Origin of the sequence: Sandaracinus amylolyticus (assembly GCF_021631985.1) — a bacterium.
Taxonomy (GTDB): Bacteria; Myxococcota_A; Polyangia; order Polyangiales; family Sandaracinaceae; genus Sandaracinus; species Sandaracinus amylolyticus_A.
Window position 1 is genome coordinate 1,665,963 of record NZ_CP070225.1, and the last position, 26,783, is coordinate 1,692,745.

The 26,783-nt window shown below is 72.6% G+C and carries 23 protein-coding genes; 15 read left to right on the top strand and 8 right to left on the bottom strand.

The window, feature by feature from the left end; genetic code table 11:
- Window position 1: 1 nt before the first annotated feature.
- Window positions 2-1,618: a lamin tail domain-containing protein gene (locus tag I5071_RS06865; protein WP_236604591.1), complete on the bottom strand. Its 1,617-nt coding sequence runs from the start codon at window positions 1,616-1,618 to the stop codon at window positions 2-4.
- Between the two features lie 106 nt (window positions 1,619-1,724).
- Here I5071_RS06865 and I5071_RS06870 point away from each other — a divergent pair, with 106 nt between their 5' ends.
- A complete protein-coding gene (locus I5071_RS06870; protein WP_236604592.1) occupies window positions 1,725-3,335 on the top strand; it encodes a serine/threonine-protein kinase in 1,611 nt (536 codons plus the stop codon).
- A gap of 104 nt (window positions 3,336-3,439) precedes the next feature.
- Here the strand turns inward: I5071_RS06870 and I5071_RS06875 are convergent, their stop codons facing one another.
- The gene (locus I5071_RS06875; RefSeq protein ID WP_236604593.1) at window positions 3,440-4,222 is read right to left on the bottom strand and encodes an HNH endonuclease; all 783 of its coding nucleotides are present in this window, start codon (window positions 4,220-4,222) and stop codon (window positions 3,440-3,442) included.
- 97 nt (window positions 4,223-4,319) lie between these two features.
- Between I5071_RS06875 and I5071_RS06880 the strand changes: the two genes are divergently transcribed.
- The 3 genes from I5071_RS06880 to I5071_RS06890 are packed head-to-tail and all read left to right on the top strand — an operon-like array spanning window position 4,320 to window position 7,215.
- Complete coding sequence (locus I5071_RS06880) at window positions 4,320-5,966, top strand: helix-turn-helix domain-containing protein (protein ID WP_236604594.1); 1,647 nt, start codon at window positions 4,320-4,322, stop codon at window positions 5,964-5,966.
- Window positions 5,963-6,553: a Maf family protein gene (locus I5071_RS06885; protein ID WP_236604595.1), complete on the top strand. Its 591-nt coding sequence runs from the start codon at window positions 5,963-5,965 to the stop codon at window positions 6,551-6,553. The genes I5071_RS06880 and I5071_RS06885 overlap by 4 nt, the downstream gene beginning before the upstream one ends.
- Window positions 6,550-7,215, top strand: coding sequence for a YggS family pyridoxal phosphate-dependent enzyme (locus tag I5071_RS06890; protein WP_236604596.1), 666 nt, complete (start codon window positions 6,550-6,552; stop codon window positions 7,213-7,215). The genes I5071_RS06885 and I5071_RS06890 overlap by 4 nt, the downstream gene beginning before the upstream one ends.
- Here I5071_RS06890 and I5071_RS06895 read toward each other — a convergent pair whose 3' ends face one another.
- Window positions 7,216-7,632 carry a DUF2845 domain-containing protein gene (locus tag I5071_RS06895; protein ID WP_236604597.1) on the bottom strand — a complete coding sequence of 139 codons (417 nt, stop codon included), beginning with the start codon at window positions 7,630-7,632 and terminating at the stop codon, window positions 7,216-7,218.
- A gap of 238 nt (window positions 7,633-7,870) precedes the next feature.
- On the opposite strand from I5071_RS06895, the gene I5071_RS06900 reads away from it, so the two are divergent.
- On the top strand, window positions 7,871-8,323 hold the full coding sequence (locus I5071_RS06900; RefSeq protein ID WP_236604598.1) for a hypothetical protein: 453 nt from the start codon (window positions 7,871-7,873) through the stop codon (window positions 8,321-8,323).
- A gap of 31 nt (window positions 8,324-8,354) precedes the next feature.
- Here I5071_RS06900 and I5071_RS06905 read toward each other — a convergent pair whose 3' ends face one another.
- The 3 genes from I5071_RS06905 to I5071_RS06915 form a co-directional block, all read right to left on the bottom strand.
- Window positions 8,355-9,554 (bottom strand): CaiB/BaiF CoA transferase family protein, encoded by a 1,200-nt coding sequence (locus I5071_RS06905; RefSeq protein WP_236604599.1) that lies wholly within the window; start codon window positions 9,552-9,554, stop codon window positions 8,355-8,357.
- Window positions 9,551-10,582 carry an aldo/keto reductase gene (locus tag I5071_RS06910; protein ID WP_236604600.1) on the bottom strand — a complete coding sequence of 344 codons (1,032 nt, stop codon included), beginning with the start codon at window positions 10,580-10,582 and terminating at the stop codon, window positions 9,551-9,553. Before I5071_RS06910 ends, I5071_RS06905 begins: the two co-directional genes overlap by 4 nt.
- Before the next feature lie 107 nt (window positions 10,583-10,689).
- Window positions 10,690-12,228 (bottom strand): hypothetical protein, encoded by a 1,539-nt coding sequence (locus I5071_RS06915; RefSeq protein WP_236604601.1) that lies wholly within the window; start codon window positions 12,226-12,228, stop codon window positions 10,690-10,692.
- Window positions 12,229-12,325: 97 nt separating this feature from the next.
- Here I5071_RS06915 and I5071_RS06920 point away from each other — a divergent pair, with 97 nt between their 5' ends.
- The 8 genes from I5071_RS06920 (at window position 12,326) to I5071_RS06955 (ending at window position 22,065) form a co-directional block, all read left to right on the top strand.
- Window positions 12,326-12,907 carry a hypothetical protein gene (locus tag I5071_RS06920; RefSeq protein ID WP_236604602.1) on the top strand — a complete coding sequence of 194 codons (582 nt, stop codon included), beginning with the start codon at window positions 12,326-12,328 and terminating at the stop codon, window positions 12,905-12,907.
- Window positions 12,904-13,791, top strand: coding sequence for a zinc-dependent peptidase (locus tag I5071_RS06925; protein WP_236604603.1), 888 nt, complete (start codon window positions 12,904-12,906; stop codon window positions 13,789-13,791). The genes I5071_RS06920 and I5071_RS06925 overlap by 4 nt, the downstream gene beginning before the upstream one ends.
- Window positions 13,788-14,825, top strand: coding sequence for a YheT family hydrolase (locus I5071_RS06930; protein WP_236604604.1), 1,038 nt, complete (start codon window positions 13,788-13,790; stop codon window positions 14,823-14,825). Before I5071_RS06925 ends, I5071_RS06930 begins: the two co-directional genes overlap by 4 nt.
- Window positions 14,826-14,924: 99 nt before the next feature.
- Window positions 14,925-16,376 (top strand): FAD-dependent oxidoreductase, encoded by a 1,452-nt coding sequence (locus I5071_RS06935; RefSeq protein WP_236604605.1) that lies wholly within the window; start codon window positions 14,925-14,927, stop codon window positions 16,374-16,376.
- Window positions 16,373-16,777, top strand: coding sequence for a hypothetical protein (locus I5071_RS06940; protein WP_236604606.1), 405 nt, complete (start codon window positions 16,373-16,375; stop codon window positions 16,775-16,777). The genes I5071_RS06935 and I5071_RS06940 overlap by 4 nt, the downstream gene beginning before the upstream one ends.
- Complete coding sequence (locus tag I5071_RS06945) at window positions 16,774-17,751, top strand: c-type cytochrome domain-containing protein (RefSeq protein ID WP_236604607.1); 978 nt, start codon at window positions 16,774-16,776, stop codon at window positions 17,749-17,751. Before I5071_RS06940 ends, I5071_RS06945 begins: the two co-directional genes overlap by 4 nt.
- Window positions 17,752-17,830: 79 nt before the next feature.
- On the top strand, window positions 17,831-18,931 hold the full coding sequence (locus tag I5071_RS06950) for an efflux RND transporter periplasmic adaptor subunit (protein ID WP_236604608.1): 1,101 nt from the start codon (window positions 17,831-17,833) through the stop codon (window positions 18,929-18,931).
- On the top strand, window positions 18,928-22,065 hold the full coding sequence (locus I5071_RS06955) for an efflux RND transporter permease subunit (RefSeq protein WP_236604609.1): 3,138 nt from the start codon (window positions 18,928-18,930) through the stop codon (window positions 22,063-22,065). Before I5071_RS06950 ends, I5071_RS06955 begins: the two co-directional genes overlap by 4 nt.
- Here I5071_RS06955 and I5071_RS06960 read toward each other — a convergent pair.
- The gene (locus I5071_RS06960; protein ID WP_236604610.1) at window positions 21,951-22,478 is read right to left on the bottom strand and encodes a hypothetical protein; all 528 of its coding nucleotides are present in this window, start codon (window positions 22,476-22,478) and stop codon (window positions 21,951-21,953) included. The two genes, I5071_RS06955 and I5071_RS06960, sit on opposite strands and share 115 nt — an antisense overlap.
- A gap of 106 nt (window positions 22,479-22,584) precedes the next feature.
- Here I5071_RS06960 and I5071_RS06965 point away from each other — a divergent pair, with 106 nt between their 5' ends.
- Window positions 22,585-24,150, top strand: coding sequence for a hypothetical protein (locus I5071_RS06965; protein WP_236604611.1), 1,566 nt, complete (start codon window positions 22,585-22,587; stop codon window positions 24,148-24,150).
- Between the two features lie 64 nt (window positions 24,151-24,214).
- A complete protein-coding gene (locus tag I5071_RS06970) occupies window positions 24,215-25,798 on the top strand; it encodes a hypothetical protein (RefSeq protein ID WP_236604612.1) in 1,584 nt (527 codons plus the stop codon).
- Here the strand turns inward: I5071_RS06970 and I5071_RS06975 are convergent.
- A complete protein-coding gene (locus tag I5071_RS06975) occupies window positions 25,696-26,685 on the bottom strand; it encodes a hypothetical protein (RefSeq protein ID WP_236604613.1) in 990 nt (329 codons plus the stop codon). The genes I5071_RS06970 and I5071_RS06975 overlap by 103 nt on opposite strands.
- Window positions 26,686-26,783: the final 98 nt, after the last annotated feature.

Consider the following 26,783-nt stretch of genomic DNA (forward strand, 5'->3'; position numbering starts at 1 on the left):
ATCAGCGGCCCGGCGTGCAGCCGCCTCCGGCATCGTAGTCGAAGCTGCCGCGAGCGCCCGTGCGGGGGTCGTCGGAAACGCGCACCGTGCACACGCCGGCGCGCGGTGCCGGCTCGGCGGGCGCGGCGGAGACGCGGCGACCGTCGGGATCCCGCAGGAAGAGCGGCTCGCCGGAATTCGAGAGCCCGCCCGACGCGAGCGATCGATCGACGCGGATCAGCGCGACGCCGGCTGGGATCGCGACGTCGCGATCGCCGTCGCCGCGATCGTCGGGGTCGAAGCCCTCTGCGACGATCAGCGCGCGCGCTCCGGGCGCGATGCGCACCGGGCCGGCGATCACGTCGCCCATCGAGTCGGGCGCATCGGAGAGCGAGAATCCGGCGAGATCGATGGTGACCGCGCCGAGGTTGGAGATCTCGACGTACTCCTGGCGCGGCTCGACGCTCCACGGATCGGCGCGCACCTCGACGATCGAGATCGGCGCGAGCGGCTCGGTGGTCGCGAGATCGAGCTCGGTGCGCATGATCGTCCCGGCGAGATCGATCGCATCGAGGGTCGCGTGGATCGACGCGCTCGGCCCGAGATCGTCGATCGTGAGCTCGACCTCGCCGCGCGGCGCAACCGCGGTGATGACGCGCTCGCTCGTCACCAGCCTCACCCGCACCGGCTCGCTCCCGCGGAGGCGCAGCACGATGCGCTCGTCGTCGGCGAGGACGCAGCCCGCGTCGTTCGATCGTTCGTCGATCGCACACGCCGTCGCGAGCCACTCGGGCGGATCGAGATCGGGCTCGCGCCCGGTCTCGAACGCGGCCCTCGTCGCGGGCACGCTCGCGCCCGTCGCGTCGAGCAATCGATCGTCGGTGCGCAGCGCGTGCAAGGCGCCGGGCGCGAGCGCCCGCGCGGGTACGATCACCGCGCAGTGCGCACCGTCCCAGCCGATCTCCTCGCAGCGCGCGGCGCGCGCATCGCCGGGCACGCGCTCGCCGCCCGGGCCCTCGATCCACACGCCCTCGGTGATGCCCGACACGGCTCCGTCGAAGCGCATCGCGGCGAGCGGCAGCTCCGCCGAGACCGCCGACGCGCCTTCGGGCGGCCACGTGCTCACCACGCGCGCGCCGCCGGTCTCGCTCTCGTCGACGTGCATCGTCTGCACGAACACCGCGCCGAGCCGGCGCCCCGACGCGTCGCGCGCCCACGATGCGATGCCGAGGTGCAGCGTCGCGCCGGGCGCGAGCGGCGCGATGGGTCGGAGCTCGATCGTCGCGCCGCGCGTCTCGCGCTCGCAGGGCACGACGTGCGCGAGGGTGTCGCTGCGCAGGGGCGCGCTCTCGAGGTCCTCGCGCAGCGGCTCGACCTCCATCTGCTCGACGAGCACCAGCGGATCGGGCTCGCCGCCCAACGTCGCGCTCGCGTCGATCACGATGCGCGGCACGCGTGGGATCGCGTCCATCGGGCGCGTGTCGCCGCGTGCGTCGAGGACGACCACCGAGACCCGCAATGGCTCGGCGGCATCGAGTGGCGCGTCGGGCGCCGCGTCGCGTGGTGGTGGTGGCGCGGGCAGCTCGAAGCACCCGACGAGGAAGAACGAGAGCATGACCAGGAGAGGCGACGTGCGCATGACGCGCCGCTCATCGACACACGATGTGTGTGGTTGCGCTCTCCGATCCGGCCGACGCGCGATCTAGCCCTTCGCGACCTGCGCGCGTAACGATATGCTCGACGCGATGCTGACCCCTTCGGGCAGGGGCGGCGAGACCGGTCCGTCATCCGAGATGCAGAGCGCGATCTCGCGGCTGGTGGGCAGCCTCGTCGCCGGCAAGTACCGCGTGAAGCGCCTCCTCGGCCACGGCGGGATGGGCAGCGTCTACAAGGCCGAGAACGTCGCGATCGGGCGCACCGTCGCGCTGAAGGTGCTGCACACGCACCTCGCGGACGACGGCGTCACCCTCGCGCGCTTCCAGCGCGAGGCGCGCCTCGCCGCGAGCGCGGGCCACGATCACATCGTCGAGATCCTCGACATGGGCGTCGAGCCCTCGGGCGCGCCCTACATCGTGATGGAGTACGTGCGCGGGCAGAGCCTCGGGAAGCTGCTCGCGAGCGAGCCTCCGTTCGAGGTCGTGCGCGCGGCGCGCGTCGCGGGCGGCATCCTCGCCGCGCTCGGCGCGGTCCACACCCGCGGCATCGTGCATCGCGACCTCAAGCCCGAGAACGTGATGCTCACCACGAAGGGCGGACAGAGCGACTTCGTGAAGCTCTTCGACTTCGGCATCTCGACGTTCGTCGAGGCCGCGCTCGATCCCTCGGGGCCCCTCGACCTGACGCCGAGCGGGCGCACGATGGGCACGCCGTTCTACGCGAGCCCCGAGCAGATCTCGGGCGAGCGCGGGCGCGATGCGCGCGTCGACATCTGGGCCGTCGGCGTGCTGCTCTACCAGATGCTCGTCGGGAAGAAGCCCTTCGAGGGTCGCAACTTCCCCGAGCTCTGCCGCGCGATCCTCGAGAGCACGCCGGTGCATCCGCGCGCGATCCGTCCCGAGCTGCCCGAGGCGCTCGACGCGGTGGTGATGCGCGCGCTCGAGAAGGACCCGGGCAAGCGCTTCCAGAGCGCGAGCGCGATGGCCGCGGCGCTCGTGCCGTTCGGCGCGGTGCCGCTCGCCGAGGAGCCCGAGCCGACCGACACGTTCACCTGGGACATGCGCGAGCTGCGCGCGCGCGAGGCGGTGCTGCGGGGCGCGGGCGCACGACCGGGCAGCGATCCGCCCGAGGGGCTCGAGGGCACGGCCGCGGTGCGCGGCGAGGTGCTGAGCTCCCTCCTCGAGTTCCTGCGCGATCGGCTCGGAGGTCCGCGCTTCGAGCGCCTGATCGACGACACCGAGCCGAGCGTGCGCGCGGTGCTGCGCGCGCGTCTCGATCCGAGCGCGTGGTATCCGGGCAGCGCGCTCTGCGTGCTCGAGATCGCGGATCGCAGCTACGCGGGCGGCGATCGGCGATTGATCGCGGACGCGGGGCGCTCGCTCGCGCGGCGATCGATCGGGCGCGATCCCGGCGCGCTGGTGCGCACGGTGACGCCCGAGCTGCTCTTCGCGATGACCGCGGATCTGTGGCGGCGCTTCTTCGCGGGCGGGGAGCCGAAGGTGACGACCGCATCGCGCGGCCTCGGTCGCCTCGAGATCCGCGGCGCGACGAACGGCGGTCTGGTGCGCGCCGTCGCGATGATGGGCTTCCTCGACGAAGCGCTGACCACCGCGGGCGCGCGCGACGTCGACGTGCGCCTCGCATCCGCCGCCGCGCTGGGCGACCCCGCCGACGTCTACGAAGCGACCTGGAGCAGCTGAGCGAGTGTCCAATCGGCTCGCCGGCGCAGGGCCCTGCCGTCCGCGTGCGCCGCACGGTCCCGTGCGGGCCCTTCGCCAGCGAGCACTCCAGCTGGACTGAGCCGCTACTCCTCGGCGGCCTCGATGTCGTCGTCCTCGGGGAACACCGGCGTCTCGATCCCCGCGAGGAAAGGCTCCCACTCGACGTAGCGACGCGTCGGTGCGGCCATCACGAGCGCCGTGCTCCAGCCCGGTCGCACCGGGCGCGAGCGCAGCAGCATCCCGGCCTCGTCGGGCGTCGCCCAGCCCTTGCGCAGGTTGCAGTCGCGGCACGACGTCACGAGGTTCTCCCACGTCGAGCGACCACCGCGCGATCGCGGCATCACGTGATCGAGGTTGAGCTCGCGCGTGCCGGGCCTGCGCCCGCAGTACTGACACGTGAACGAGTCGCGCAGGAAGATGTTGCGGCGCGAGAGGCGCAGCGGCGCGTGCGGCACGCGGTTGTACCCCGAGAGCAACAGCACGCGCGGCACGCGGATGCGACCGCGCGGTGTTCCGACGAACTCGTCGCCTTCGTGCACCTGGTGCGACGACGAGAGCGAGGCCCACTGCGAGAAGTCGTGGGGCTCGTAGGCGCGATCGAGCGCGCGAGCGCGCCCGAGGTAGAGCAGCGTGAAGCCGTGGCGCGCAGTCGTGATGCGCACCGGCTGGAAGCTGCGGTTGAGCACGAGGACCGGCGCGGACAGACCGGTCTTCGCCGCGCGACCCGGCTTGGGCGCGGCCTCGGTGCTGGGATTCGAGTCTTCTGCGTGCAGCGCGCCTCGCTCGGACTTGTCGGCCGAGCCGGCCTGCTCCTTCGAGCTGGCATCGCGCGGGTCACGCAGACCACGGCGAGCACGGGACTCCACGGCGAGGACCTTAGCACAACGGACCCCTCGGGCTCCTGGCTGAACGCGCAGGGGTCCCGTTGCGTGCGCGGAGGTGCGCTGGTAATCACCGCCCGCCATGGCGGGCCAGAACGCGGACTCGCGCGGTGGGCGCGAGCGCGGAGACGCGACGCTCCCCAGCGCACCTCCCGACGTCGATCTCTTCCGCGAGCCCGGTGACGAGGACGCGCCGAGCGATCGTCGCGACGCGCCGCACGAGGGCGAGGGCGAGCGCACCACGCCGCGCGCGCGCCCCGCGTGCACCATCGCGGTCGGTGGCAGCAAGGGCGGCGTCGGGACCAGCGTCGTCGCTGCGAACCTCGCGCTCTACCTCGCGAGCATCGGACGCCGCGTGCTCCTCGTCGACGCCGATCCCGGCGGCGCGAACCTCCACACGCTCGTCGGCGCGCCGAGCCCGACGCGCCCGCGCGCCGACAACCGTGCGGCGGGGCGCCCGGTCGACACCCAGATCCAGGGGCTGCGCTTGCTCTGGGGCGGGCTCGACGAGGGGCTGCGAGGTCGTCGCGGCGGCGGGCGTCGCAAGCTCGCGCGTGCGGTCGAGAGCGCCGAGGCCGACTACGTCGTGCTCGATCTCGGCAAGTGCACGAACCGCGGCGGCATCGACGCGCTCCTGAGCGCGGATCTCTCGCTCGTGCTCACGCTGCCCGAGCCCACCGCGCTCGAGAGCGCGTACCGCTTCGTGCGCCGCGCGTTCCTCCGCTATTTGCACCGCAGCGTGATCGATCAGCCGACGCGCCTCGCGCTGATGCAGAAAGCGCGCGAGCTCGGAGGCGCGCCCGCGCCGCTCGATCTGTGGCGCACCCTCGAGGACGACGGCGATCCGCTCGCCGAGGTCGTGCGCGACGCGATGGAGCGCTTCCATCCGAACCTCGTGATCAGCCAGACGCGCCTGCGCGCGGATCTCGAGCTCGGCGATCAGGTGCGCAGCGCGGCGCGGCGCCGTCTCGGCATCGGCATCGAGTACCTCGGGCACGTCGAGTACGACGACACCGTGTGGAGCTGCGTGCGCGCGCGGCGCTTGTTGCTCATCGAGAGCCCGGGCACGAAGGCGAGCAAGAACGTCGAGAAGATCGCGCGTCGACTGCTCGCGCTGCAGACCGGCAAGCGCAAGCCTCCGGCGCGCACGGTGCCGCCCGAGAGCCATCACGATCTGCTCGAGGTCGATCGCGGCGCGACCGACGAAGAGGTGCGCCGCGCGTTCAAGCGCGCGCGCGACATCTACGCGGAGGACGCGCTCGCGTGTTACTCGCTCTTCGAGTCGCACGAGCTCGAGGTGCTGCGCGCGCGCCTCGAAGAGGCGTACGACGTGCTGCTCGATCCGGTGCGGCGGAAGCCCTACGAGCTCTCGGTGTTCCCGCCGTCCGAGGAGCACGAGGAGCCGGTGCCCGCGCGCATGTCGCGGAACGAGCCGCTGCCGCCCGCGCCCGAGCTCACGCCGGACACCGACTACACGGGCGCGCTGCTGCGCGCGGTGCGCGAGTCGCAGGGCATCTCGCTGCGCGACGTCAGCGCGCGCACGAAGGTCGGGCTGCCCTACCTCGAGGCGATCGAGGGCGACGCGTTCGACGCGCTGCCGGCACCGGTCTACGTGCGCGGCTTCGTCACCGAGATCGCGAAGGCGCTGAAGCTCGACGCGGCGCAGGTCGCACGCACGTACGTCCGGCGCTATCGACGTCACCTCGAGGAGCGAGGGAAGAGCGTATGACGCTGGTGCTCGCGTCGGCGTCGCCGCGGCGGCGCGAGATCCTGACGACGCTCGGCGTCGCGTTCGAGGTGCGGCCGAGCAACGCCGACGAGACGCAGCGCGAGGGAGAGCCCGCGCGCGCGTACGTGCAGCGCGTCGCAGCCGCGAAGGCCGTCGAGATCGCGAGCGCGTGCGAGGCGGGGCGCTGGGTGCTCGGGGCGGACACCATCGTGGTCGTCGACGGAGAGCTGCTCGGCAAGCCGGAGAGCGACGCGGCCGCGCGCGGGATGCTGCGCATGCTCGCGGGTCGTTGGCACGAGGTGATCACCGGCGTCGCGCTGGCGCGTGACGGCGACGTGATCGAGACCATCGCGGTGACCACGCGCGTCGCGTTCCGGCCGCTCACGGTCGACATGGTCGAGCGCTACGTCGCGACGGGCGAGGGGCGCGACAAGGCGGGCGCGTACGGCGCGCAGGGCATCGCGTCGGGGTTCGTGCGCGGCATCGAGGGCTCGCACTCGAACGTGATCGGGCTGCCCGCGGCGGAGACGATCGAGCTGCTCGAGAAGCACGGCGTGATCGCGCCGTGGCCGGGGAGCGCGCGATGAGCGACGTCGCGGCGCGGCTCGCGGCGGTGCGCGCGCGGATCGACGCGGCGTGCGCGCGGTGCGGGCGCGATCCGTCGACGGTCGCGCTCGTCGCGGTGAGCAAGACGCAGGGCGCCGACGCGGTGCGCGCTGCGTACGAGGCGGGCCAGCGCGTGTTCGGCGAGAACTACGTGCAGGAGCTGGTCGAGAAGGCGAGGGCGCTCGCGGATCTGTCCGAGCTGCGCTGGCACTTCATCGGGCACCTCCAGCGCAACAAGGTGAAGGACGTCGCGCCGGTCGCGCGCTGCATCGAGACCGTGGACTCGGTGCGCCTGGTCGAGGCGATCGCGAAGCGCGGCGATGCGAGCGCGCCGCTCGAGGTGATGCTGCAGGTGAACGTCGGCGGCGAGGCGCAGAAGTCGGGCTGCACGCCGGCCGAGCTGCCCGCGCTGATCGACGCGGTGCGCGCGACGCCGCTCGTCCTGCGCGGGCTGATGACGGTGCCGCCGCTCGGTCAGGAGCCGGAGGCGTCGCGCCCGCACTTCCGCGCGCTGCGCGAGCTCGCGCAGCAGCACGGGCTGCGCGAGCTCTCGATGGGCATGAGCGCGGATCTCGAGGTCGCGATCGAAGAGGGCGCGACCATCGTGCGCGTCGGCACCGCGATCTTCGGCGCGCGCGGCTGATCAGACGAGCGCGCGGCGTCGCTCGAGGATCGCGACGCGCTCGTGCCGACGTGCGGGCGGATCGATCGCCGTGCGCGTGCCGTAGCTGAGCGGGCGCTGCCGGACGAGCGTGCCGTCCTCGAACGTCAGCTCCTCCATGAAGCGGCGCGGACCGAAGTCGTAGACCCAGGTCTCGATCGCGACGGTCACGGTGACGCTGTCGGCGATGACCGTGCCCGCGACGATGCGGCTGCCCACGGTGCGGGTGCGCGAGACCGTGCTGGTCGTGATCGACGCGGGGTCGCCGCAGATCGAGCGCACGTAGTGGATGGGGTCGCCGGTCACGACGAGGCGCGTTCCGCAACGGAGCGCGTGGGCGGTGCCGTCGAACAGGAAGGGTGATGCGACGAGGGCGAGGAGCGAGAGCCAGCGGGCCATGGGTTCCTCCGAAGCGCGAAGCGAGCTGTCGAACTGTGGGGCGGGTCGAGCGCTCACGCTCGCTGTGTCGATTCCACGCCGAGCGCTTCGCGCTCGACGAAGCAACCGGGAGACCGATTCAATTCGCGCGCACCCGAGGCTCGCGCGATGGAGCCGGGAGCGCGCCCGGCTCCGGTGTCCGTGCGCGAATACGTGCCTTTTTGCATGGCACGCACGTTGTTTTCGCACCTCGGACGACATGAGCTCTGCAGTGCATGGCGCGTCCCCCGAGGACTCCGGCGAGCACCCCATCACCCGCGCTCCGGCGACGTCGGAGCCCGATGCGCCGCGACCACCGGCGCACCCGAGCTTCGAGGACCTCGACACCGAGGAGATCCCGACGCGCGTGCACAAGCTCGCGCAGCACGAGGTGCGCGCGATCTTCGAGGGCACCGCGGAGCGCAGCGTCGACGTGAGCGGGCTCGAGCTCGAGGATCTGCCCACGCGCGCGGTGCCGTCGAACGCGCCGATCCGCGCGGTCTCGCTCTCGGACGACGGCATCGTCGTGCCGATCGAGGTGTTCGAGCCGCTGCCCGAGACCGGCGTGCGCCCGCGCGCCTCGAGCGCATCGAGCACCGCGATCGTGCGACCTCGGAGGACGTGGATCGAGCGGGTGATGCGCGCAGTTGCGCGCGTGCTGCTCATTCGTTGAAGAGAGCCAACAATACGCGCTCGTGCGGGCCCTACGCGGGCGAGCGCTGCTCGGCGATCACACCGCGCGCGACGAGCGCGTCGATGGCGTCGTCGCTCATCGCGAGGCGCTCGTGCAGCACCTCGCGCGTGTGCGCGCCCAGCGCTCCGCCGGGCCACTCGGTGCGTCCCGGCGTGCCGTCGAGCTTGGGCGCGATCGCGGGGATCGTGAGCGAGCGTCCGTCGATCTCGACCTGCTCGAGCATGCCGCGCGCGCGCAGCTGCGGATCGTGCAGGAGGTCGCGCGCGTCCTGGATCGGGCCCGCGGGCACGGCCGCGTCCTCGAGCACGCGCACGATCTCGTCGGCGGTGCGGGTGCGCGTCCACACGGCGATCGCCTCGTCGAGCTCGCGCTGTCGCGCGACGCGCGCCGGGTTGCCGCGCAGCCCTTCGAGATCGGGGCGCTCGATCGCGCGCATCAGGCGCTGGAAGTTGGACTCGCTGTTCGCGCCGATGACGACCCACTTGCCGTCGCGGGTCGGGTAGGTGTTCGACGGGACGATGCCGGTGACGGTCGTGCCCGCGCGCTCGCGCACCACGCCGCGATCGGCTTCGGGGATCATCGACTCGAGCACGCTCACGATCGACTCCGTGAGCGCGACGTCGATGGTCTGTCCGGTGCCGCCCTGTGCGTCGCGCTCGTAGAGCGCCATCACGATGCCGAGCGCGGCGTGGATCCCGGCGAGCGAGTCGCCGAGGCTCACGTTCGCGCGTGCCGGCGGGCGATCGGGGAACCCGGTGACCGAGCGGAGCCCGCCGACCGCCTCCGCGACCGACGCGTAGCCCGGCCGGTGCGCGTGCGGGCCCGTCTGCCCGAAGCCCGACACGCGCGCGTACACGAGGCGCGGATTCGCGGCGCGCAGATCGTCGGGGCCGAGCCCCCACTGCTCCATCGTGCCGGGCCGGAAGTTCTCGATCAGCACGTCGCTCGTCGCCGCGAGCTCCTTCACGAGCGCGCGCCCTTCGTCCCGGCGCAGATCGATCACGACGCTGCGCTTGTTGCGCGCGAGGCTGCGCCACCACAGCGACGTGCCGTCCTCGACCACGCGCCAGGTGCGGATCGGATCGCCGCCCGGCGGCTCGACCTTGATCACGTCGGCGCCGAAGTATCCGAGCATCGTCGCGGCCCAGGGCCCCGCGAGGAGCTGGCCGAGCTCGAGCACGCGCACTCCGTCGAGCGGGCGTCGCGTCACCAGCGACCCTGGATGCGCTGCATGAAGTCGTAGGGATAGCCGAGCTCGAACGCGCTCGCGTCGTCGAGCTTCTTCATCGCGTCCGCGGGCAGGCGCAGGCCGGTCGCGGCGAGGTTGCCCTTCAGCTGACCGATCGTGCGCGCGCCGAAGATCACCGACGTGACGGTGGGCTTCGCGAGCAACCACGCGAGCGACACCGCGGTGGGCGTGGTGCCGAGCTCGCGCGCGATCTGCTTCACCGCGTCGACGGTGCGCCAGCCGCGCTCGTCGTCGAAGCGCGCGAAGCTCGAGGTCCAGCGCGACGACGCGAAGCGCGATCCCTCGCCCGCGCCCCGACCGCGCTCGTACTTGCCGCTGAGGAACCCTCCGGCGAGCGGCGACCACGGCAGGATCCCGAGCCCGAACTTCTCGCAGAGCGGCACGTGCTCGCGCTCGAGATCGCGCACCAGCAGCGAGTACTGCGCCTGCAGCGACACGAAGCGCTCGAGGCGCCGCACGTCGCTCGTCCAGAGGCTCTCGACGAGTCGATACGCCGCGTAGTTGCTGCAGCCGAGGTAGAGCACCTTGCCCGCGCGCACGAGATCGTCGAGCGCGCGCAGCGTCTCTTCCTCGGGCACCTCCACGTCCTGCATGTGGATCTGGTAGAGGTCGATGCGATCCGTCTGCAGGCGACGCAGGCTGTCCTCGACGGTGCGCACTATGCGCAGGCGTGACGCGCCGGTCCCGTTCGGGCCCTCGCCCATGCGGAATCGGAACTTCGTCGCGAGCACGATGCGATCGCGGGTACCGCGCTCCTTCGTCCATCGACCGACGATGCGCTCGCTCAGGCCGTCCTGGCCGTAGACGTCGGCGGTGTCGATGAAGTTGACGCCCGCATCGAGCGCGGCGTCCATGATGGCGAAGCTGGTCTCCTCGCTCGCGCCGACGCCGTGCATGAACGACTTCTCGTCGGGCTCGCCGAACGTCATCGCTCCGAGACAGAGCTCGGAGACCTTCACCCCGCTCGAACCGAGACGGCGATATTCCATCGTGTCCTCCCCGCGGTGGGTCGCGCCTACCTGCGGCGCTCGCGCGGAGAGGTCAAGCACCGGGCGCGCGTCACCTCATGCGATGACGCGCGCCCCGGTCTCGGAGGTCAGCGCGCGCGCAGATACGCGCGGTCGGTCTCGATGGTGCCCGCGCTGCTCGTGGCCTCGGGGCGGATCACCGGGCGCGTGGGGCTGATGTCGTCGTCGACGTTGTAGCGCGGGCCCGCGACCCACTCGCCCGGCGTGATCGCGGGATCGCTCGTGTTGCCGCCCGGCGTGTAGCCGGTGGCGAGGTTGTGCTCGGTGAGCGCGGGCAGATCGGTGCGCCACGGCGAGTCCGCGGGGAGCAGCTGCGTCGCGCTCGTCGGTCCGTGCGCGAGGTGCGACCACTCGATGAACGACGCGTCGTACCAGCGGGTCGGCAGACCGAGCACGAGGATCGACGCGAGGCCGGTCACCATCGAGCGCACGTTGGTGCGGCAGTAGTGGATGTACGTGAGGTTCGGGGCGAGCGCGGCCTGCGCGTCGAAGATCGCGCGCAGCTCCGACTTCGGGAGGAACCGGAAGCCACCCTCGGCGTTCGTGAGCAGCTGGGTCCACGGCACGGTGCGCGCGCCGCGGATGCGTCCTTCGAAGAGCGGCGAGCAACGCGAGTTGGTGCCGGTGCCGGTGTAGCTCGCGCAGTCGCGGCGACCGCTGTTCGTCGCCTTGGGCAGGCCGAGCGCCTCCGCGCCGCCGCGCGCATCGAGCACGCGGTACGCGGGATCCGCGTCGCGCACGATCGGGATGAGCTCGCCCACGTGCACCACGAGCGTCGTGTGATCGCGGCGCAGATCGCTCACCCGCGTGGTGCCGTCGTCGGGGGGCGTCGTCGCGGCGGTCTCGGCGACCGGCAGGCCTTCGTTCGTGCCGTTCCAGTCGAGGGTGCCGTTCAGCACCGCGAGGTGCTCGGGCTCGGTGCCCCAGTACGCGAGCCAGAGCCAGCCGCGACCGAGCTGCTGCACGGCGCCGCCCGTCGTGCCGGGGAGCTGCTCGAAGACCCACACCACGAGGTCGCGCCGCGGATCGATGCGGTAACGCTGGAGGAACGCGTCGGTGCTCTCGCCGCGCGGGATCTCCGCCTCGATCGAGGAGAGCCCGCTGTCGCGCTCCTCGAGCAGCGAGGCCTGGGGCACGTCGTAGGTGCGCACGCCCGCCGACACCGGCGAGACGTGCAGGCGCGACGTCGCGCCGGTCGGGACGATCTGGAGGATCACGAGGTCCCCCGTGATCGCGGCGGGGCGCGTCGCGGCCCAGTCGCGCACCCAGCGCCCGAGCGTCGCGCCGGTGATCAGACCGTAGGTGTTCGTCGCGTAGTCGGCGGCGGACTCGCGCGCGAGATCGGCTGCGGTCGCGACCTGCACGTCGTCGCCGGTCGACGCGTCGGTGCCGGCGTCGACCGTCGCGTCGAGCGCGATCTCGCCCGCGTCCTCCTCGACCTCGCCTGCGTCTTCCTCGACCTCGAGGGCCGCGTCGCGTCCTGCGTCGGTCGCGGTCGATGCATCGCGATCGTCCTCGTTCACATCGTCGTCGCCTCCACACGCGCTGCACGTCAGCGCGAGGACGAACGAGACAGAGCGCAGTGCGGACGAACGAGCACGAGCCATGGTGAAGACCTCCATCGGTGCGCGCCGCCGAGCACGCCGCGTTCCATGCGCGCGCAGCGCAGATCGCCGGCGAGCCGCGATCGATCACGGGCGCGCCGTGATCGATCGCGGTCCGCCCGTGATCGGTCAGACTGATCGGGTGATCCGTCGTGTCGTCCCGCTCCTCGCGCTCGCGTCGCTCCTCGCGCTGCCGGGCTGTTTCACCGAGTCTCCCGCCGCGCTCGCCGACACCCAGGGCGTGCTCGTCGGATGGACGTGCGAGCACGGCGACTGCGAGGTCGAGCCGCGCACCGCGACCGTCGATCCGCCGGCGTGCGGCGAGCGCGACCAGTGGGTCGTCGGCGCCGGCGCGATCGCGATCCTCTGCGCCGCCACCGAGAGCGACGGGGGCGAGCTGACGGTGCACGAGGCGACGTGCCGTCCGCTCGCGTGCGACGACGAGCTCGACTGCCCGCAGTGGGAAGATCTCGTCTACGGCTGCGACGGCGGCGTGTGCACCACCGATCGCTTCGACCTCGACGTGCTCGACGTGCGCGCCGCGTGCCTGCGTGGCGTGCCGCGCGCCCCGACCTGTGCGCTGCAGGACGAGGATCCGGCGACGATCGATCGCAGCGCGCTCGCGACCAACGCGTGCCCCGGCGAGGGCCCGTGCGAGCTCCCGGAGGCGTGCCTCGAATGAGCGACTCGAACGATCGCGGCGCGGCGATCGGCGCGGTGCTCGTGGGCGCCGCGCTCGGGCTGCTCCTCGGACTGCGCTTCGGTCCGCTCGCCGGGATCGTGATCGCGCTCGTCGTCGCGATCGCGCTCCATCTCCTCAAGACACGCCGCACCCGCCGCCGTCGCGCGCTCGCGCGCACGCCGTTCCCCGCGTCGATGCGCGCCGTGCTCGAAGCGCGCGTCGAGTACTACCAGCGGCTCTCGCCCTCGGAGCGACGGCGCTTCGAGGACGAGGTGCGCTTCTTCCTCGACGAGCAGACGATCACCGGCCCACGCGGCGCCGCGCTCGGCGAGCGCCTGCGCGTGCTCGTCGCGGCGTCGGCGGTGATCGTCGTGTTCGGTCGTCGCGGGTTCCGCTATCCGAAGCTGCGCGACGTGGTCGTGTACGACGAGGCCTTCGACGAGGAGTACCGAGAGGGCCACGCCAAGCACATCCTCGGCATGGTGCACGGGCAGGGGCCGATCCTCTTCTCGGCGCGCGCGCTCGAGCAGGGATTCGCGAACACGCGCGACGGACTGAACGTCGGTGTTCACGAGTTCGCGCACGTCCTCGACTTCGACACCGGGCAGGCGGACGGAGTGCCGAGCTTCATGCCGTGGAACAGCGTCACGCCCTGGCTCTCGGTCATGCACGACGAGGCGCAGCGCATCGAGCGACGGCGATCCATCCTTCGTGGATACGCGACCACGAACGAAGCGGAGTTCTTCGCGGTCGCCACCGAAGCGTTCTTCGAACGACCGAGGGCGATGCGAGACAAGCACCCCGAGCTCTACGCGCTCCTGCGCGACACCTTCGGACAGGATCCTGCTGCGTCGCCCAGCGAGCCGCAGCGAGGTGACGCGTGACGCCGCGCGCGCGCTTCGCGTTCGATCCGCGCACGATCGACGCCGCGAGCCTCCGGCGCGAGCTGCACGGGCACTACTGGACGTTCGGCAGCTTCGTGCGCGGCGTGGTGCGTCCCGAGCGTCCACTCGTCGACGTTCCGTTCTCGACGACGCTGATCGATCCCATCTCGGGGCCGCTCGCGCTCGACGGACGGCTCGCGGTGCCCGAGGGCGGCGCGCGCGAGGCGGTCGTCGTGCTGCACGGGCTCGGTGGCGACGTCACGAGCCGCTACATGCTGCTCGCCGCGCGCGCGGTGCTCGACGCCGGCATGGCGTGCCTGCGCCTCCACATGCGCGGCGCCGATCGCAAGGGCGCGGACGTCTATCACGCGGGGCTCACCGAGGATCTCGATGCGGCGCTCCGGAGCGAGGCGCTCGCCGGATACGAGCGCCTCTACGTGATCGGCTACTCGCTCGGCGGTCACGTGACGCTGCGCTGGGCCGCAGGGCATGCGCTCGAGCATCCGCGTGTGCGCGCCGTCGCGGCGATCTGTCCGCCGATCGATCTCGCCGCGGGCGTGCGCGCGATCCAGCGGCTCGATCGACGCCCCTACCAGTTCCACGTGCTGCGCGGGCTCAAGGACCAGTACGCCGCGGTCGCCGCGCGTCACGGCGAGCGCACGCGCGTCGCGCCGATCCCGGTCGAGCAGGTGCGGCGCATCCGCACGATCCTCGAGTGGGACGAGTGGGTGATCGCGCCGCGCTACGGATTCCGTAGCGCCGAGCACTACTACGAGCAGGCCGCGGTCGCCCCGCACCTGCGCGCGATCGAGAAGCCCGCGCTCTTCGTCGCGGCCGACGCGGATCCGATGATCCCCGAGATGACGGTGCGTCCCGGGCTCGCGCGCATCAGCGAGCACGTGCGCGTGGTGTGGACCGGGCGCGGCGGGCACGTGGGGTTCCCCGACGACGTCTCGCTCGGGCTCGCGCCGCGTCGCGACGGCGATCTCGGCGTCGAGCCCGAGGTCGTCGCGTGGCTGCGCGCGCAGTCGTAGCGCGTGCGTGAGAGGTTCCGGGTCGCTCGCGGCCCTCTTCGGTGACTGCGGTCGATGCAGGCGCGAGCGCGCCGCGTCACGCGTCGTCCGAGGAGGACCATGTCGATCCGAGACGCACGTTCGCTCGAAGAAGGCACCGATCTGTCCGCCGACGTCTGCATCGTCGGCGCGGGCGCCGCGGGGATCACGATCGCGCTCGAGCTGCTCGGTCGCGGGCGCTCGGTGCTGCTGCTCGAGAGCGGCGCGATGGATCTCGAGCCATCGACGCAGGCGCTCTACGACGGATCGATGAGCGGCATCCGCACGTTCCGCCTCGACGATCATCGGTGGCGCCACTTCGGCGGATCGACGAATCGATGGGCGGGCTGGTGCATGCCGCTGCTCGCGGAGGACTTCACCGCGCGCGCTCACGTTCCGCTGAGCGGGTGGCCGATCGGGCTCGACGATCTCGCGCCGTACTACGAGCGCGCGCAGGAGCGCGTGGAGATCGGCGACGAGTGGTCGCCCGAGCGCCTCGCCGCGAGCGCGGGACGAGCGCTGCTTCCCTCGCCGGGCGGGAGCCTCGCGACGCGCGTGTTCCGCTACAGCCCACCGACCCGCTTCGGTCGCAAGTACCGGCTACTGCTCGAAGACTCGGCGCAGACCGACGTGCTGATGCACGCGAACGTCGTCGGCATCGAGCTCGACGGCACGCGTGTGTCGCGGCTCTCGTGCGCGGCGCTCGGCGGGCCGCGCTTCTCGGTCGAGGCGGACGCGTACGTGCTCGCGATGGGCGGGCTCGAGAACGCGCGCATGCTGCTCGCGTCGCGCGTCGCGAACGAGAGCGGGTGGGTCGGTCGCTGCTTCATGGAGCACCCGCACCTCTACGACTCCGCGGCGTGGCTCGAGCTCGGCGGCACCGACGTGGGCTTCTACGCGGACACGCTCGCGACCGAGGCGGGCGACGAGATCCGCGGTGTGCTCGCGCTCTCGCGCGAGGTGCGCGAGGTCGAAGGGCTGCTCGACTTCACGATCACGCTGCGCGAGCAGGACGTCGGCGCGGAGACCGGCGAGGTGCGCGGCGAGGACGTCGCGGCGCTGTGGCGCGGCGCGGGCGATGCGCGTCTCTTCCGCATGACGCTGCGCGCGGAGCAATCGCCCTACGAGGAGAGCCGCGTGACGCTGCGCGACGACGTCGACGCGCTCGGCGTTCCGCGCCTCGATCTGCGCTGGCAGGTGCGCGACGACGATCTGCGCGCGTACCGCCGTGCGATGGAGATCCTCGGGCGCGAGCTCGGCGCGGCGGGGCTCGGGCGGGTGTGGACACCGCGCGACGACGAGGGGCGCTTCGCCGACGAGATCGCACCGGGCGGGCATCACATGGGCACGACGCGGATGTCCGCCGACGCGGCGCAGGGCGTGGTCGACGCGGACTGCCGCTGCCACGAGGTCGAGGACCTCTACGTCGCGGGCTCGTCGGTGTTCACGACCGGCGGGAGCGCGAACCCGACGCTCACGATCGTCGCGCTCGCGGCGCGGCTCGCGGATCACCTCGCGGGAGGTGCATCGTGATCGCGCGTCGCGGGTTCGTGCAGGTGAGCGCGCTCGCGGCGATCGTGATCGCGCTCGGGGGATGCGAGGACGTCGTGCGGCCGATCGTGCTCCGCGACGAGCGCACGCGGCGTGCGGCGCGGCGCGCCGAGATGCTCGTGGATCGTGCATCGGCGGACGCGCTCGGCAGCGTGCGTCGCGAGGCGCTGATGCCCGAGGGCGACGAGGAGCTCGCCGCGGAGATCGTCGAGCCGACGATCGTGCTGCTCGACACCGACGAGTCGATCGACGCGCTCCGAGCGCGCATCGCGCAGCGCGTCGAGGACGACCTGCTCGAGGATCGCATCGACGATCTCGAGGGGTGGACCATGAGCACGACCGAGCTCGCGATCTGCCTCCTCGTGCACCTGGTGGAGCCGTGAGGCGCGCGCTCGTCCTCGTGGTCGTGCTGCTCGGCGCGTGCGAGCCACCGCGGCTCGGGCTCGATCGCCGCGAGCCCAACCCGACGTGCCGCGGTCGCGCGACGTTCCCCGACGTGCTCGCCGACACCGGCTGCTTCGAGCCCGGATCGTCCACGCCGATCGCGGCGCTGCTGCCCTACGACGTGCGGGTCCCGCTGTGGTCCGACGGCGCGGAGAAGGAGCGCTTCGTCGCGCTGCCCGACGACGAGAGGCTCGAGGTCGACGACGAAGGACGCGTGGTGCTCCCGCCCGGCGGCGTGCTGGTGAAGACGTTCCGCGCCGGCGCGCAGCCGATCGAGACGCGGCTCCTGGTGCGCGACGAGCAGGGCGTGTGGCACGCCGCGACGTACCTGTGGAACGAGGCCGGCTCCGAGGCGCGTCGCTTCGAGGGCGGCACCGTCGAGCGCGGCGGGCTCACCTGGGACGTGCCGCGCGAGGACGAGTGCTTCGACTGTCACGTCGACGCCGCCGGGGTGAGCCTCGGGCTCGAGCTCGCGCAGCTCGACACCGACGTCGCGTACGCCGCGACCGGCCGCACCGCATCGCAGCTCGAGACGCTGGTCGCGATCGGCGCGCTCGCTCGCGAGGGGCTCGAGCACGAGCACACGCCCTACGAGCCCGACGACGTGCGCGCGTATCTCCACGTGCAGTGCGCGCATTGCCATCGACCGGGCGGCAGCGCGACGGTCGCGATCGATCTGCGCGCCGACACCGACGAGCGGTGGATGAACGTGATCGATCAGCGCCCCGAGCGCGGCGATCCCGAAGGCGAAGCGGGCATCCTCGTCGCGCCCGGCGCGCCCGAGCGCTCGGTGCTCTACCAGCGCCTCACGAGCGACGATCCGACGTGGCGCATGCCTCCGCTCGGCACGCGACGGGTCGACACGGCCGGGGTCGCGCGCGTCGCGGCGTGGATCGAAGCGATGGGCGAGTGAACGTCCTTCGCATTTCTTCATGATCCCACCCGAAGGTCGGGTGGACCGGTCGCGACCCCACCGCTTACGCTCGCCGGTCATGCGCGCGGGGGTCGTGGTTCTCGTGGGGGTGCTCGCGTCGGCGTGCGGCGCGAGCGAGGCCGCGGCGCCGGCGGTCGCGGAGCGTGGTCGCCTCGTCGTGGTCGAGCCCTCGGTGTCGGGCGTGGCCGAAGAGCGCGTCACGATGCTCGGCGACGTGCAGGGCGAGGTCGAGGTGCGCGTGTTCGCGCAGGTGCCCGAGCGCATCCGCGTGCTGCACGTGCAGGAGGGCGATCACGTCGAGGCGGGCGATCCCATCGCGACGCTCGAGGCCGACCTCCAGGCGACCGGCGTCGCGCAGGCGGGCGCGGCCGTCGAGGCGGCGAGCTCGGCGCGCGATCAGCTGCGCGCCGATCTCGATCGCGCCACGCGCCTCGCCGCGACCGGCGCGATCCCGCGCGCGCAGGTCGACGCGCTCGCGGCGCAGCTCCGCGCGTCGGAGGCCCAGGTCGCGCAGGTCTCGGCCGCTCATCGAAGCGCGGGCGCGCAGCGCGCGCGCACCGTGATCCGCGCGCCGGTCGCGGGCACCGTCGCGCTGCTCGCGGTGCAGGACGGCGACATGGTCGCGCCCACGATGCCGATCTGCAGCGTCGTGCGCACGACGCGCGTGAAGGTCGCGCTGCGGGTGACCGAGCAGGACTGGGTGCGCATCCGCGAGGGCATGGAGGTCGAGATCGCGCCTCCCGCGCTCGAAGAGGTGGTGCGACGCGGCACGGTCTCGCGGGTGTCGCCGGTCATCGATCGGATGACGCGCACCGCGATGGTCGAGGTGATGGTCGACAACGCCGACGGCGTGCTGCGCCCCGGCATGGTCGCGCGCGCGGGCGTGGTCCTCGCGCGGCGCGAGGGCGTGACGATGATCGCGGGCCGCGCGGTCGTGATGACGCCGGAGACCGACACCGATCATCGCGCGGTGGTGTTCGTCGCCGAGGGCGAGACCGCGCGCCGCCGCGACGTGCGCATCGGCGTCCGCTACGGCGAGCGCATCGAGATCGCGGAAGGGCTCGCCGCGGGTGAGCGCGTCGTGGTCGAGGGCCAGCACCTGCTCCGCGACGGCGCGCCGATCCGCGTCGCCGGCGAGAGCGCGGCGGGGCCCGGATGAACTGGGGGGCGCTGTCGATCCGTCGCGGTGTGACGACCGCGATGGTCTACCTGTGCCTCACGGGGTTCGGGCTCTTCACGCTCTACAACCTCCCGGTCAATCGGCTGCCCGACGTCGAGTTCCCGGTCGTCGCGATCGTCACGAACTACGTGGGCGCGAGCCCCGAGGACATGGAGACCCTCGTCACCTCGCCGATCGAGCGCGCGGTGGCCTCGGTCGAGAACGTCGAGCGCGTGCGATCGATCTCGCGCCCCGGCACCTCGATCGTGATCGTGAGCTTCACGTGGGGCACCGACATGGACTTCGCGGAGGTCGAGGTCCGCAAGAACATCGAGCTCTTCGCGGGTGATTTCCTCCCGGAGGAGGCCACGCGCCCGCTCACGTTCGCGTTCGATCCATCGCTCGCGCCGGTCGTGTTCATGGCGGTCGAGGGCCCGATGGACGCCCATCGGCTGCGCGAGATCTCGAGCGACGAGATCCAGCCCTTCCTCGCGCGCCAGCCAGGTGTCGCCGCGGCCGAGGTGATCGGCGGCCTCGCGCGCGAGATCCAGGTGCGCCTCCATCCGATCTGGCTGCAGGCGAACGGCATCTCGCCCTCGCAGGTGGTCGACGCGCTGCGCGCCGCGAACGCCATCGTGCCCGCGGGCGGCGTCGACGACGGGACGCAGCTGCTCTTCATCCAGCCGACCTCGACGTTCCGCAGCGTCGCGGAGATCGAGGACGTGATCGTCGGCGCGCGCGGCGGGCGCCCGGTGCTGCTGCGCGAGGTCGCGGAGGTCGTCGACACGTTCGAGGAGCAGACGCGCGTGGTGACCGCCGACGGTCATCCCGCGGTGCTGCTCGCGGTGCGCAAGCAGAGCGACGCGAACACGGTGCAGGTCTCGCGCGCGGTGCACGACGCGATGCCCGCGCTGCGCGCGCAGCTCCCCGAGGGCGTCGAGGTCACGCCGCTCTTCGACGAGGCGGAGTCGATCCTCCGCGCGATCGGCAACCTCGGTGACTCGGCGAACGAAGCGTTCTGGCTCACCGCGATCGTGCTGCTGCTCTTCCTGCGCAGCTGGCGCGCGTCTCTGATCAACGTGCTCGCGGTGCCGGCCTCGATCTTCGTCGCGTTCGTCGCGATGTCGGCGCTCGGCGTGACGCTGAACCTCGTCAGCATGGCCGGGCTCGTGCTCGCGATCGGCATGATCGTCGACAACGCGACGGTCGTGCTGGAGTCGACGTTCCAGAACATCGAGAAGGGCATCGACCCCGCGAAGGCGGCGACGATGGCGGTCGAGGAGATGACGATGCCGATCGTCGCCGCGACGCTGACGACCGTCGTCGTGTTCCTCCCGATCCTCCTGGTCGAAGGCATCGCGGGAGAGCTCTTCCGCGACATGGTCCTGACCATCTGCGCGTCGATGCTCGCGTCGCTCGTCGTCGCGGTGACGCTGGTGCCGCTGATGAGCGCGAAGATGCTCGGCACCGATCACACGACGCGCTTCGCGAAGGCGCTGACGCGCGCGACCGCGTGGATCGACGCGATGGGACCGGCGTACGAGCGCGGGCTCGTGTGGTGCACGCGGAACCCGTGGAAGGTCGTCGTGATGGCGAGCGTCGCGTTCGTCGCGTCGTGCGCGGTGGTGCCCTTCCTCGGCCGCGACTTCCTGCCGCACTCGGACGTCGCCGACATCCGCATCGAGGTCACGGCCGCGCCCGGCATCTCGCTCTCCGAGATGCGCCGCCGCGTCGAGCACGTGGAGCAGGTGATCCGCGACGAGGTGCCGGAGCTCCAGGTCGTCACCGCGGACTTCGGCACCGCGCAGGGCATCTCCGCGATCTTCGGCGCGACCGCGAACACCGGCACGATGCGGGTGCGCCTGCCGCCGCGTGATCAGCGTGAGCGCAGCCAGCAGGAGATCGAGCGCGCGCTCACCGAGCGCTTCGCCGACATCCCCGGGCTCGACATCGAGATCCAGACGCTCGCGATCGGCGGCGGCGCGGGCGGCGACGTCGAGGTGAAGATCTTCGGCGACGATCTCGGCGACGTGCGTCGCTTCGGCGAGGTGCTGCGCGACGAGCTCTCGAGCGTCGAGGGCGTGCGCGACGCGCGCTTCTCGATGGGGCAGGGCAGCCCCGAGCTGCAGGTCGAGTTCGATCGCGAGCGCATGCGGGTGCTCGGCCTCGCGCCGGCGCAGGTCGCGGGCGCGATCGCCGCGTACTACCAGGGCGTGCCTGCGACGGCGTTCCGCGAGGGCGGCGACGAGCACACCATCCGCGTGCGCGCGGCCCGCGAGCACCGCGAGGATCTCGACGCGCTGCGCTACCTGCCGATCCCGCTCGCGACCGGCGCGACCATCCCGCTCGGCTCGGTCGCGCGCGTCGGCGATCGCCTCGGCACCACCGACATCGAGCGCGAGAACCAGCGTCGCTACGCGACCGTGTTCATCTCGATGGGCGAGGCCGATCTCGGCACGCTCACCACCCGCATCGAGGAGCGCATCGCCGCGCTCGGCGTGCCCAGCGGTATCCGCACCGAGATCGGCGGCGCCGCCGCGGATCTGCGCGATGCGTTCTTCAAGCTCGCGCTCGCGCTCGGGGCCGCGCTCGCGCTCGTCTACATGGTGATGGCCGCGGAGTTCGAGTCGCTGCTCGAGCCGCTCGTGATCATGGCGACGGTGCCGCTCGCGATCATCGGCGTGGTGCTCGCGCTCGCGGTCACCGGGACCTCGCTGCAGGTCACCGCGCTCGTCGGCGTGATCCTGCTCGGCGGCATCGTCGTCGCGAACGGCATCGTGCTGATCGACGTGCTCAAGCGGCGTCGCGCCGAGGGCGTCGATCTCGTCGAGGCCACGCTCGAGGCGGGGCGCACGCGCCTGCGGCCGATCCTGATGACCGCGCTCACGACGATCGTCGGCATGGTCCCGCCCGCGCTGGGCACCGGCGACGGCGCGGAGATCTGGGCGCCGCTCGGGCGCGCGGTCGTCGGCGGTCTGACCGTCTCGACGCTGCTCACGCTCTTCGTCGTGCCGGTGCTCTACGTGCTGCTCGCGGGATGGATCGATCGCCGCAAGGCGCGCCGCGCGAAGCCGAGCGAGCCCGCGCCCTCGGAGCCGATGGCCGAGACCCCGGTGCGCGAAGCCGCGGAGTGATCACGCGAGCGCACGCGCGCCTTGCGCAGCTCCGCCTCGAACGACGAGCGCTCCGAGTGCGACACGATGAACCCGCCGATCAGCGGGTTCACGAGGTTCACGCCCATCTGGAGGAGCCGCGAGCGCACGAGGACGTGCACGACGACCTTGCCGCGGTGCTCGCTCAGCCAGCTCGTCCACCGACGACGACAGTCGGTGTCGTACGACTCGAGCGCCTCGCCATCGATGAACACCACGATCGATCCGTGCCGCGCGATCACCGGCTCGAGCGCCTCGAACACCGGGACCATCGTCTCGCCGGTCGCGGCGCGCTCGACGCGCAGCAGCGCGACGCCCGGCGCTTCGTGCTCCAGCGTGAGCGCGCCGACCTTCGTCGTGATGCGGAACCCACGCGCGAGCGACTCCCTCTGCATCTCGGCTTCCCCGGAAGAAACGTAGTCGCGTTCCCGTTGCGAACGCAATCGTCGCGTGCGAACGAATCGAGCCCGAATGCCCGAGATCGCGCATGATCCCAGGCGAATGAGCGAGCGAGGCGAGCTGCGCCGTGCCGTCGCGAAGGACGCGCTCGCGGTCGCGCTCTCGCTCGTGACGTGCCCGTTCGCGTTCGTCCTCACGCCGCCGCGCACCGCACTCTTGCTCGGCTCGGCCCTCGCGCTCGCGGGCGGCTCGCGCGAGGCACGGCGCGGCGCGTTCGGTCCGGGCGCGCTCGCGATCGCGATGACCATCCCACTGATCATCGCGTCGTTCGCGGGCCACGGCATCGCGGGAGACGGCGCGGCCGGGCACGCGCTCGGGCTGCTCATGCCGGTCGTGCTCGGCGCGGTGATGGCGCCTTTCGCGCTCGCGCCGCTCGCGCTGCTCGATCGCGCGGAAGGAGCGCTCGCCGCGATGGTGCGCGCGTTCGAGCTCGCGGTGCGTCGCGGCGCGGCGCGAATGCTGCGCGATGGTGCGGCGCTCGGTGGGCTGGTCGGGATCGCGGTGTCGATCGTGGTCGCGGTGGAGTCCGTGCAGAGCCTGATCGCGGCGTGGGCCTGCGTCGCGATCGTCATGCCGATCGGCGCGATCGTGCTCGCGCGCGCATACGTGGACGCGTCGCAGCGCGCAGCGCTCGACGGGGCGCCCGACACGCGCGTGACGCAGGGGCTGCAGCGGATCGTCGTGCTGGTGGTGCCCGCTGCGCTCGCGCTCGGCTTCGCGCTGCTCGCCGCGGCGCTCACGCCCGCGCCGATGGTGCACCGCGAGATCGGCAGCGAGACGCTGTGGCGTGGTGCGCCCTGGGTGAGAGGCACGACGACGCTCCCCGGCGATCACGGGATCGAAGTCACGTTCGAGCGCGACACGGTCGTGGTGCGCACCGCGGACGGCGGAGGCGCGGGGCGGATCGAGGTCCCGCGTGATCGACGCCTGGACATCGAGCTGACACGCGTCGCGCGCACGACGTTTCGTGGCGTCGAGTGCTGGGCACTGCGCGTCGACGACTACGTCGCGGTCATCGACGACGAGGGCGTGCGCCTCGACGACTCGACGCTCGATCGCATCGCCACGCGCGCCGGCGCGCAGTCGCTCGTGATGGTGCTCGTCGCGCTCGCGGCGCTCGCGTGGTGGAGCCGGCGCATGTCGCGCGCGATGGCGCAGGCTCGCGCGCTCGACGCACCGCGCTGGGGCGGGTCCGAGGTCGACCCTACGCAGGTGGTGCTCTTCGCCGGCAGGCTCCGCCTCGACGAGGGCGCGTACGTCGAGGGCGGGCGCACGTCGGCGAACGTGACCGGCGCCGGGCGCGTGGTGTCGCTCGACGGCTCCGTCGTGATCGCGTTGCCGACCGACGTGCCGCTGCTCGTGCCGAGCGAATCGCGGCCCGTCGATGGCGCGGAGGTCGCGATCGCGCTGCCTTCGGCCGCGCTCGCGCGCCTCGGACCGCGCGCGGGCGCTTGCGCGTGGCCGGAGGGCGCGCGGCTCGTGCTCGGCGATCGCGACGAGGCCGCCGAGCAAGTGCTCGCGAGCGCCGCGCGGAGCGCGTCCCTCAGCGCGCTCGTCGCCGCGGTGATGCTCGGAGGCGTGGCCCTCTCGATCGCGATGCGGCTCTGAATCACGTCGCGCCGTGCCCCGTTGGGGATCGGCGTCCCCGGACGTACGCTCACGCGCACACGCGATGCGCGACACGTCCACGACGACGGTCGTGATCAGCGCGGCGCTCGCGGGCGTCGCGACGATCACGTGGCTCGCGCTCGTCGTCGCGTACTGGACCTTCACCGTCGACGACACGTTCATCCTGCTGCGCTACGCCGATCACGTGGCGCGCGGCATCGGTCCGACGTGGAACGTCGGTGCCCCTCCTGCCGAGGGCTACACCAGCCCGCTCTGGGTCGCGGTGCTCGCGATCGCGCGCGGCTTCGGCGCGACGAGCGTGCTCGCGCCGAAGGTGCTCGGCGTGCTCGCGATGGCGCTCGCGATCGCGCTCGTCGCGCGGCTCGCGTGGCGGCTCGCGCAGATCACGCGGCACGGCTCGCCCGCGCTCGCGAGCGCCTCCGCCGCGTTCGTGATCGCGGCGTGGCCCGCGACCGCGATCCACGCGATCTCAGGCATGGAGACCGCGCTCGCGACCTGCCTCGTCGCCGCGTATGCGCTCGCGCTGGTCGAGACCATCGAGGCGGGTGGCGCGTCCACTGCGCTCACCGCGGCGACCGCGTCGCTGGGCCTCGCTGCATCGCTCGCGCGCCCCGAGCTCAACCTCTTCGTCGCGCTCGCGTCGATGCTCGCGCTGGTGCGGCTCGATCGCTCCTCACGCGCGCGCTTCGCGGCGTCGGTGCTCGTGCTGCACGCGATCCCCGGCGCGATCTACTTCGCGTGGCGAGCTCGCTACTACGGGCTCTGGCTTCCGCTGCCGTTCTACGTGAAGGCGGCTCTGCCGGGCACGACGTTCGCGGGCGCCGAGGAGGCGCTCGGCTTCGCGCGCGCGCTGCTGATCGAGCGCGTCGAAGTCGGGATCGCGGTCGCGATCGGCGTCGCCACCGCGCGTCGCGCGCTCGTGCCGCTGATCGTCGCGGCCCTCGCGGTGTGGCTCTTCTTCTTCGTGCCCGCGCACGAGATGGGCTTCGACTTCCGCTATCCGTTCCCGATCGTCCCGGTGCTCGCCGCGTCCGCCGGGCTCGGCGTCGCGCGCATCGCGCGCTGGCTCTGCGCGCCCCTCGAGCGCGCGTGGAGCCCCGCCGCGGTGGCGTCGATCGTCGCGATCTCCGCGTTCGCGTCGAGCGCGCCGCACCTGCCGGGCAGCCTCGCCGAGAAGCGCGACTACGGCGCGGGCATCGAGCGTGCGCACGCGCGCATCGGTCGCGCGCTCCACGATCTCGGCGACACGATCGATCGCCCGGTGGTCGCTGCGCTCGACGTCGGCGCGATCGCGTACTTCTCGCAGTGGACGGTGCTCGACACCTGGGGGCTCAACGAGCCGCGCATCGCGCGCACCGGTCGTCGCGACGCCGAGCCGGTGCTCGCGGAGTCGCCCTCGGTCGTGATCGTGGTCTCGTCGCGCGCCGATCGTTTCGCGCCGCACTTCGAGCACGAGCAGGCGCTCTGGGACGGTGCGCGTGCGCGCGGCATGACCCAGGTCGCGCGGTTCGAGTTCCTGCCCGACTACCAGCTGCTCGCGCTCGCGGCCCCGGGATCGCCCGTCGCCTCGGCGCTCGCCGTCGCGTCCTCGCCGTCGACCGCCGCGCTCGCGTCCGCCCCGCCCTGACCCGCGAAGAGCGAGAGCCGAGACGCCGGCGCGACCGACATCCCGCGCGCGCCGGGATGCGCGGCGATCCACCGTGCGACGGGCTCGGGCAGCGCCGCGTCCTCCGCGATCGCCGCGGGCACGCGCGGGTCGCGGATCGTCGTCGCGCGGGTGTACGACGACCACTCTCCGTCGCCGCACGCGTAGCAGGCCTCGGCGACGAAGACGTGATCCATCACCACGTGCCCGGCGTCGAACACGGGCACGCTCGCGACCGGCTCGACATCCTCGAGCTCGAGCGGCGTCTCGATCGCACCCTCGCCCTCGGCGAGCAGCGCGTCGCGCGCCCGCGCGCGCAGATCCGAGGTGGGCCCGAGCTCGAGCTCGGCGCGCGAGCCGGTGCGCACGTCGATGACCCGCATCGCGACCTCCACGTCGCCGTGCGCGCCGCACGCGAAGCGCTCCGCCCGCTCGCGCACGAAGAGCCACGGACCGAGGCTCGCGACCGGCACGAGGTCGTGCTCGAGCGACGCGAGCCCTTCCGCGTCGAGCGCCTCGAGCAGCACGCGCCGCGCTCCGGTCGCGACCTCCACCGCGACGAGCCGCGTGCGCGTCCCCTGGTCCCCGCCCGGCGCGCCGGTGTCGTCCTGCTCGAGCTGATCGCACGTCGGGAGCACGATCGTCTCCCGCTCGCGCTCGATCGCGACCAGCGACGTGCCCGCCGCCATCACGAGCCCGGGGCGCTCGGCGTGCGCCTCGCCGTCCGAGTCGATCCACGTCGTGCGCGCCTCGCTCCACACCAGCCAACCGCGCTCGGGCGCCGGGGTCGCGATCGGGTCGTTCGCAGGAGATCGCGCCCCGCACGCGACGAGCGCGAGGGCGGCGGAGGCGAGGGCGAGGGCGCGCATGGTGATGCGCGTCCCATATGCACGCAGAGCGCCGATCACAGCCCCGATTCGTTCGCTGATTCGTGGGCAATTCCTAATAGTTGGCGCGTCCGGGCGGA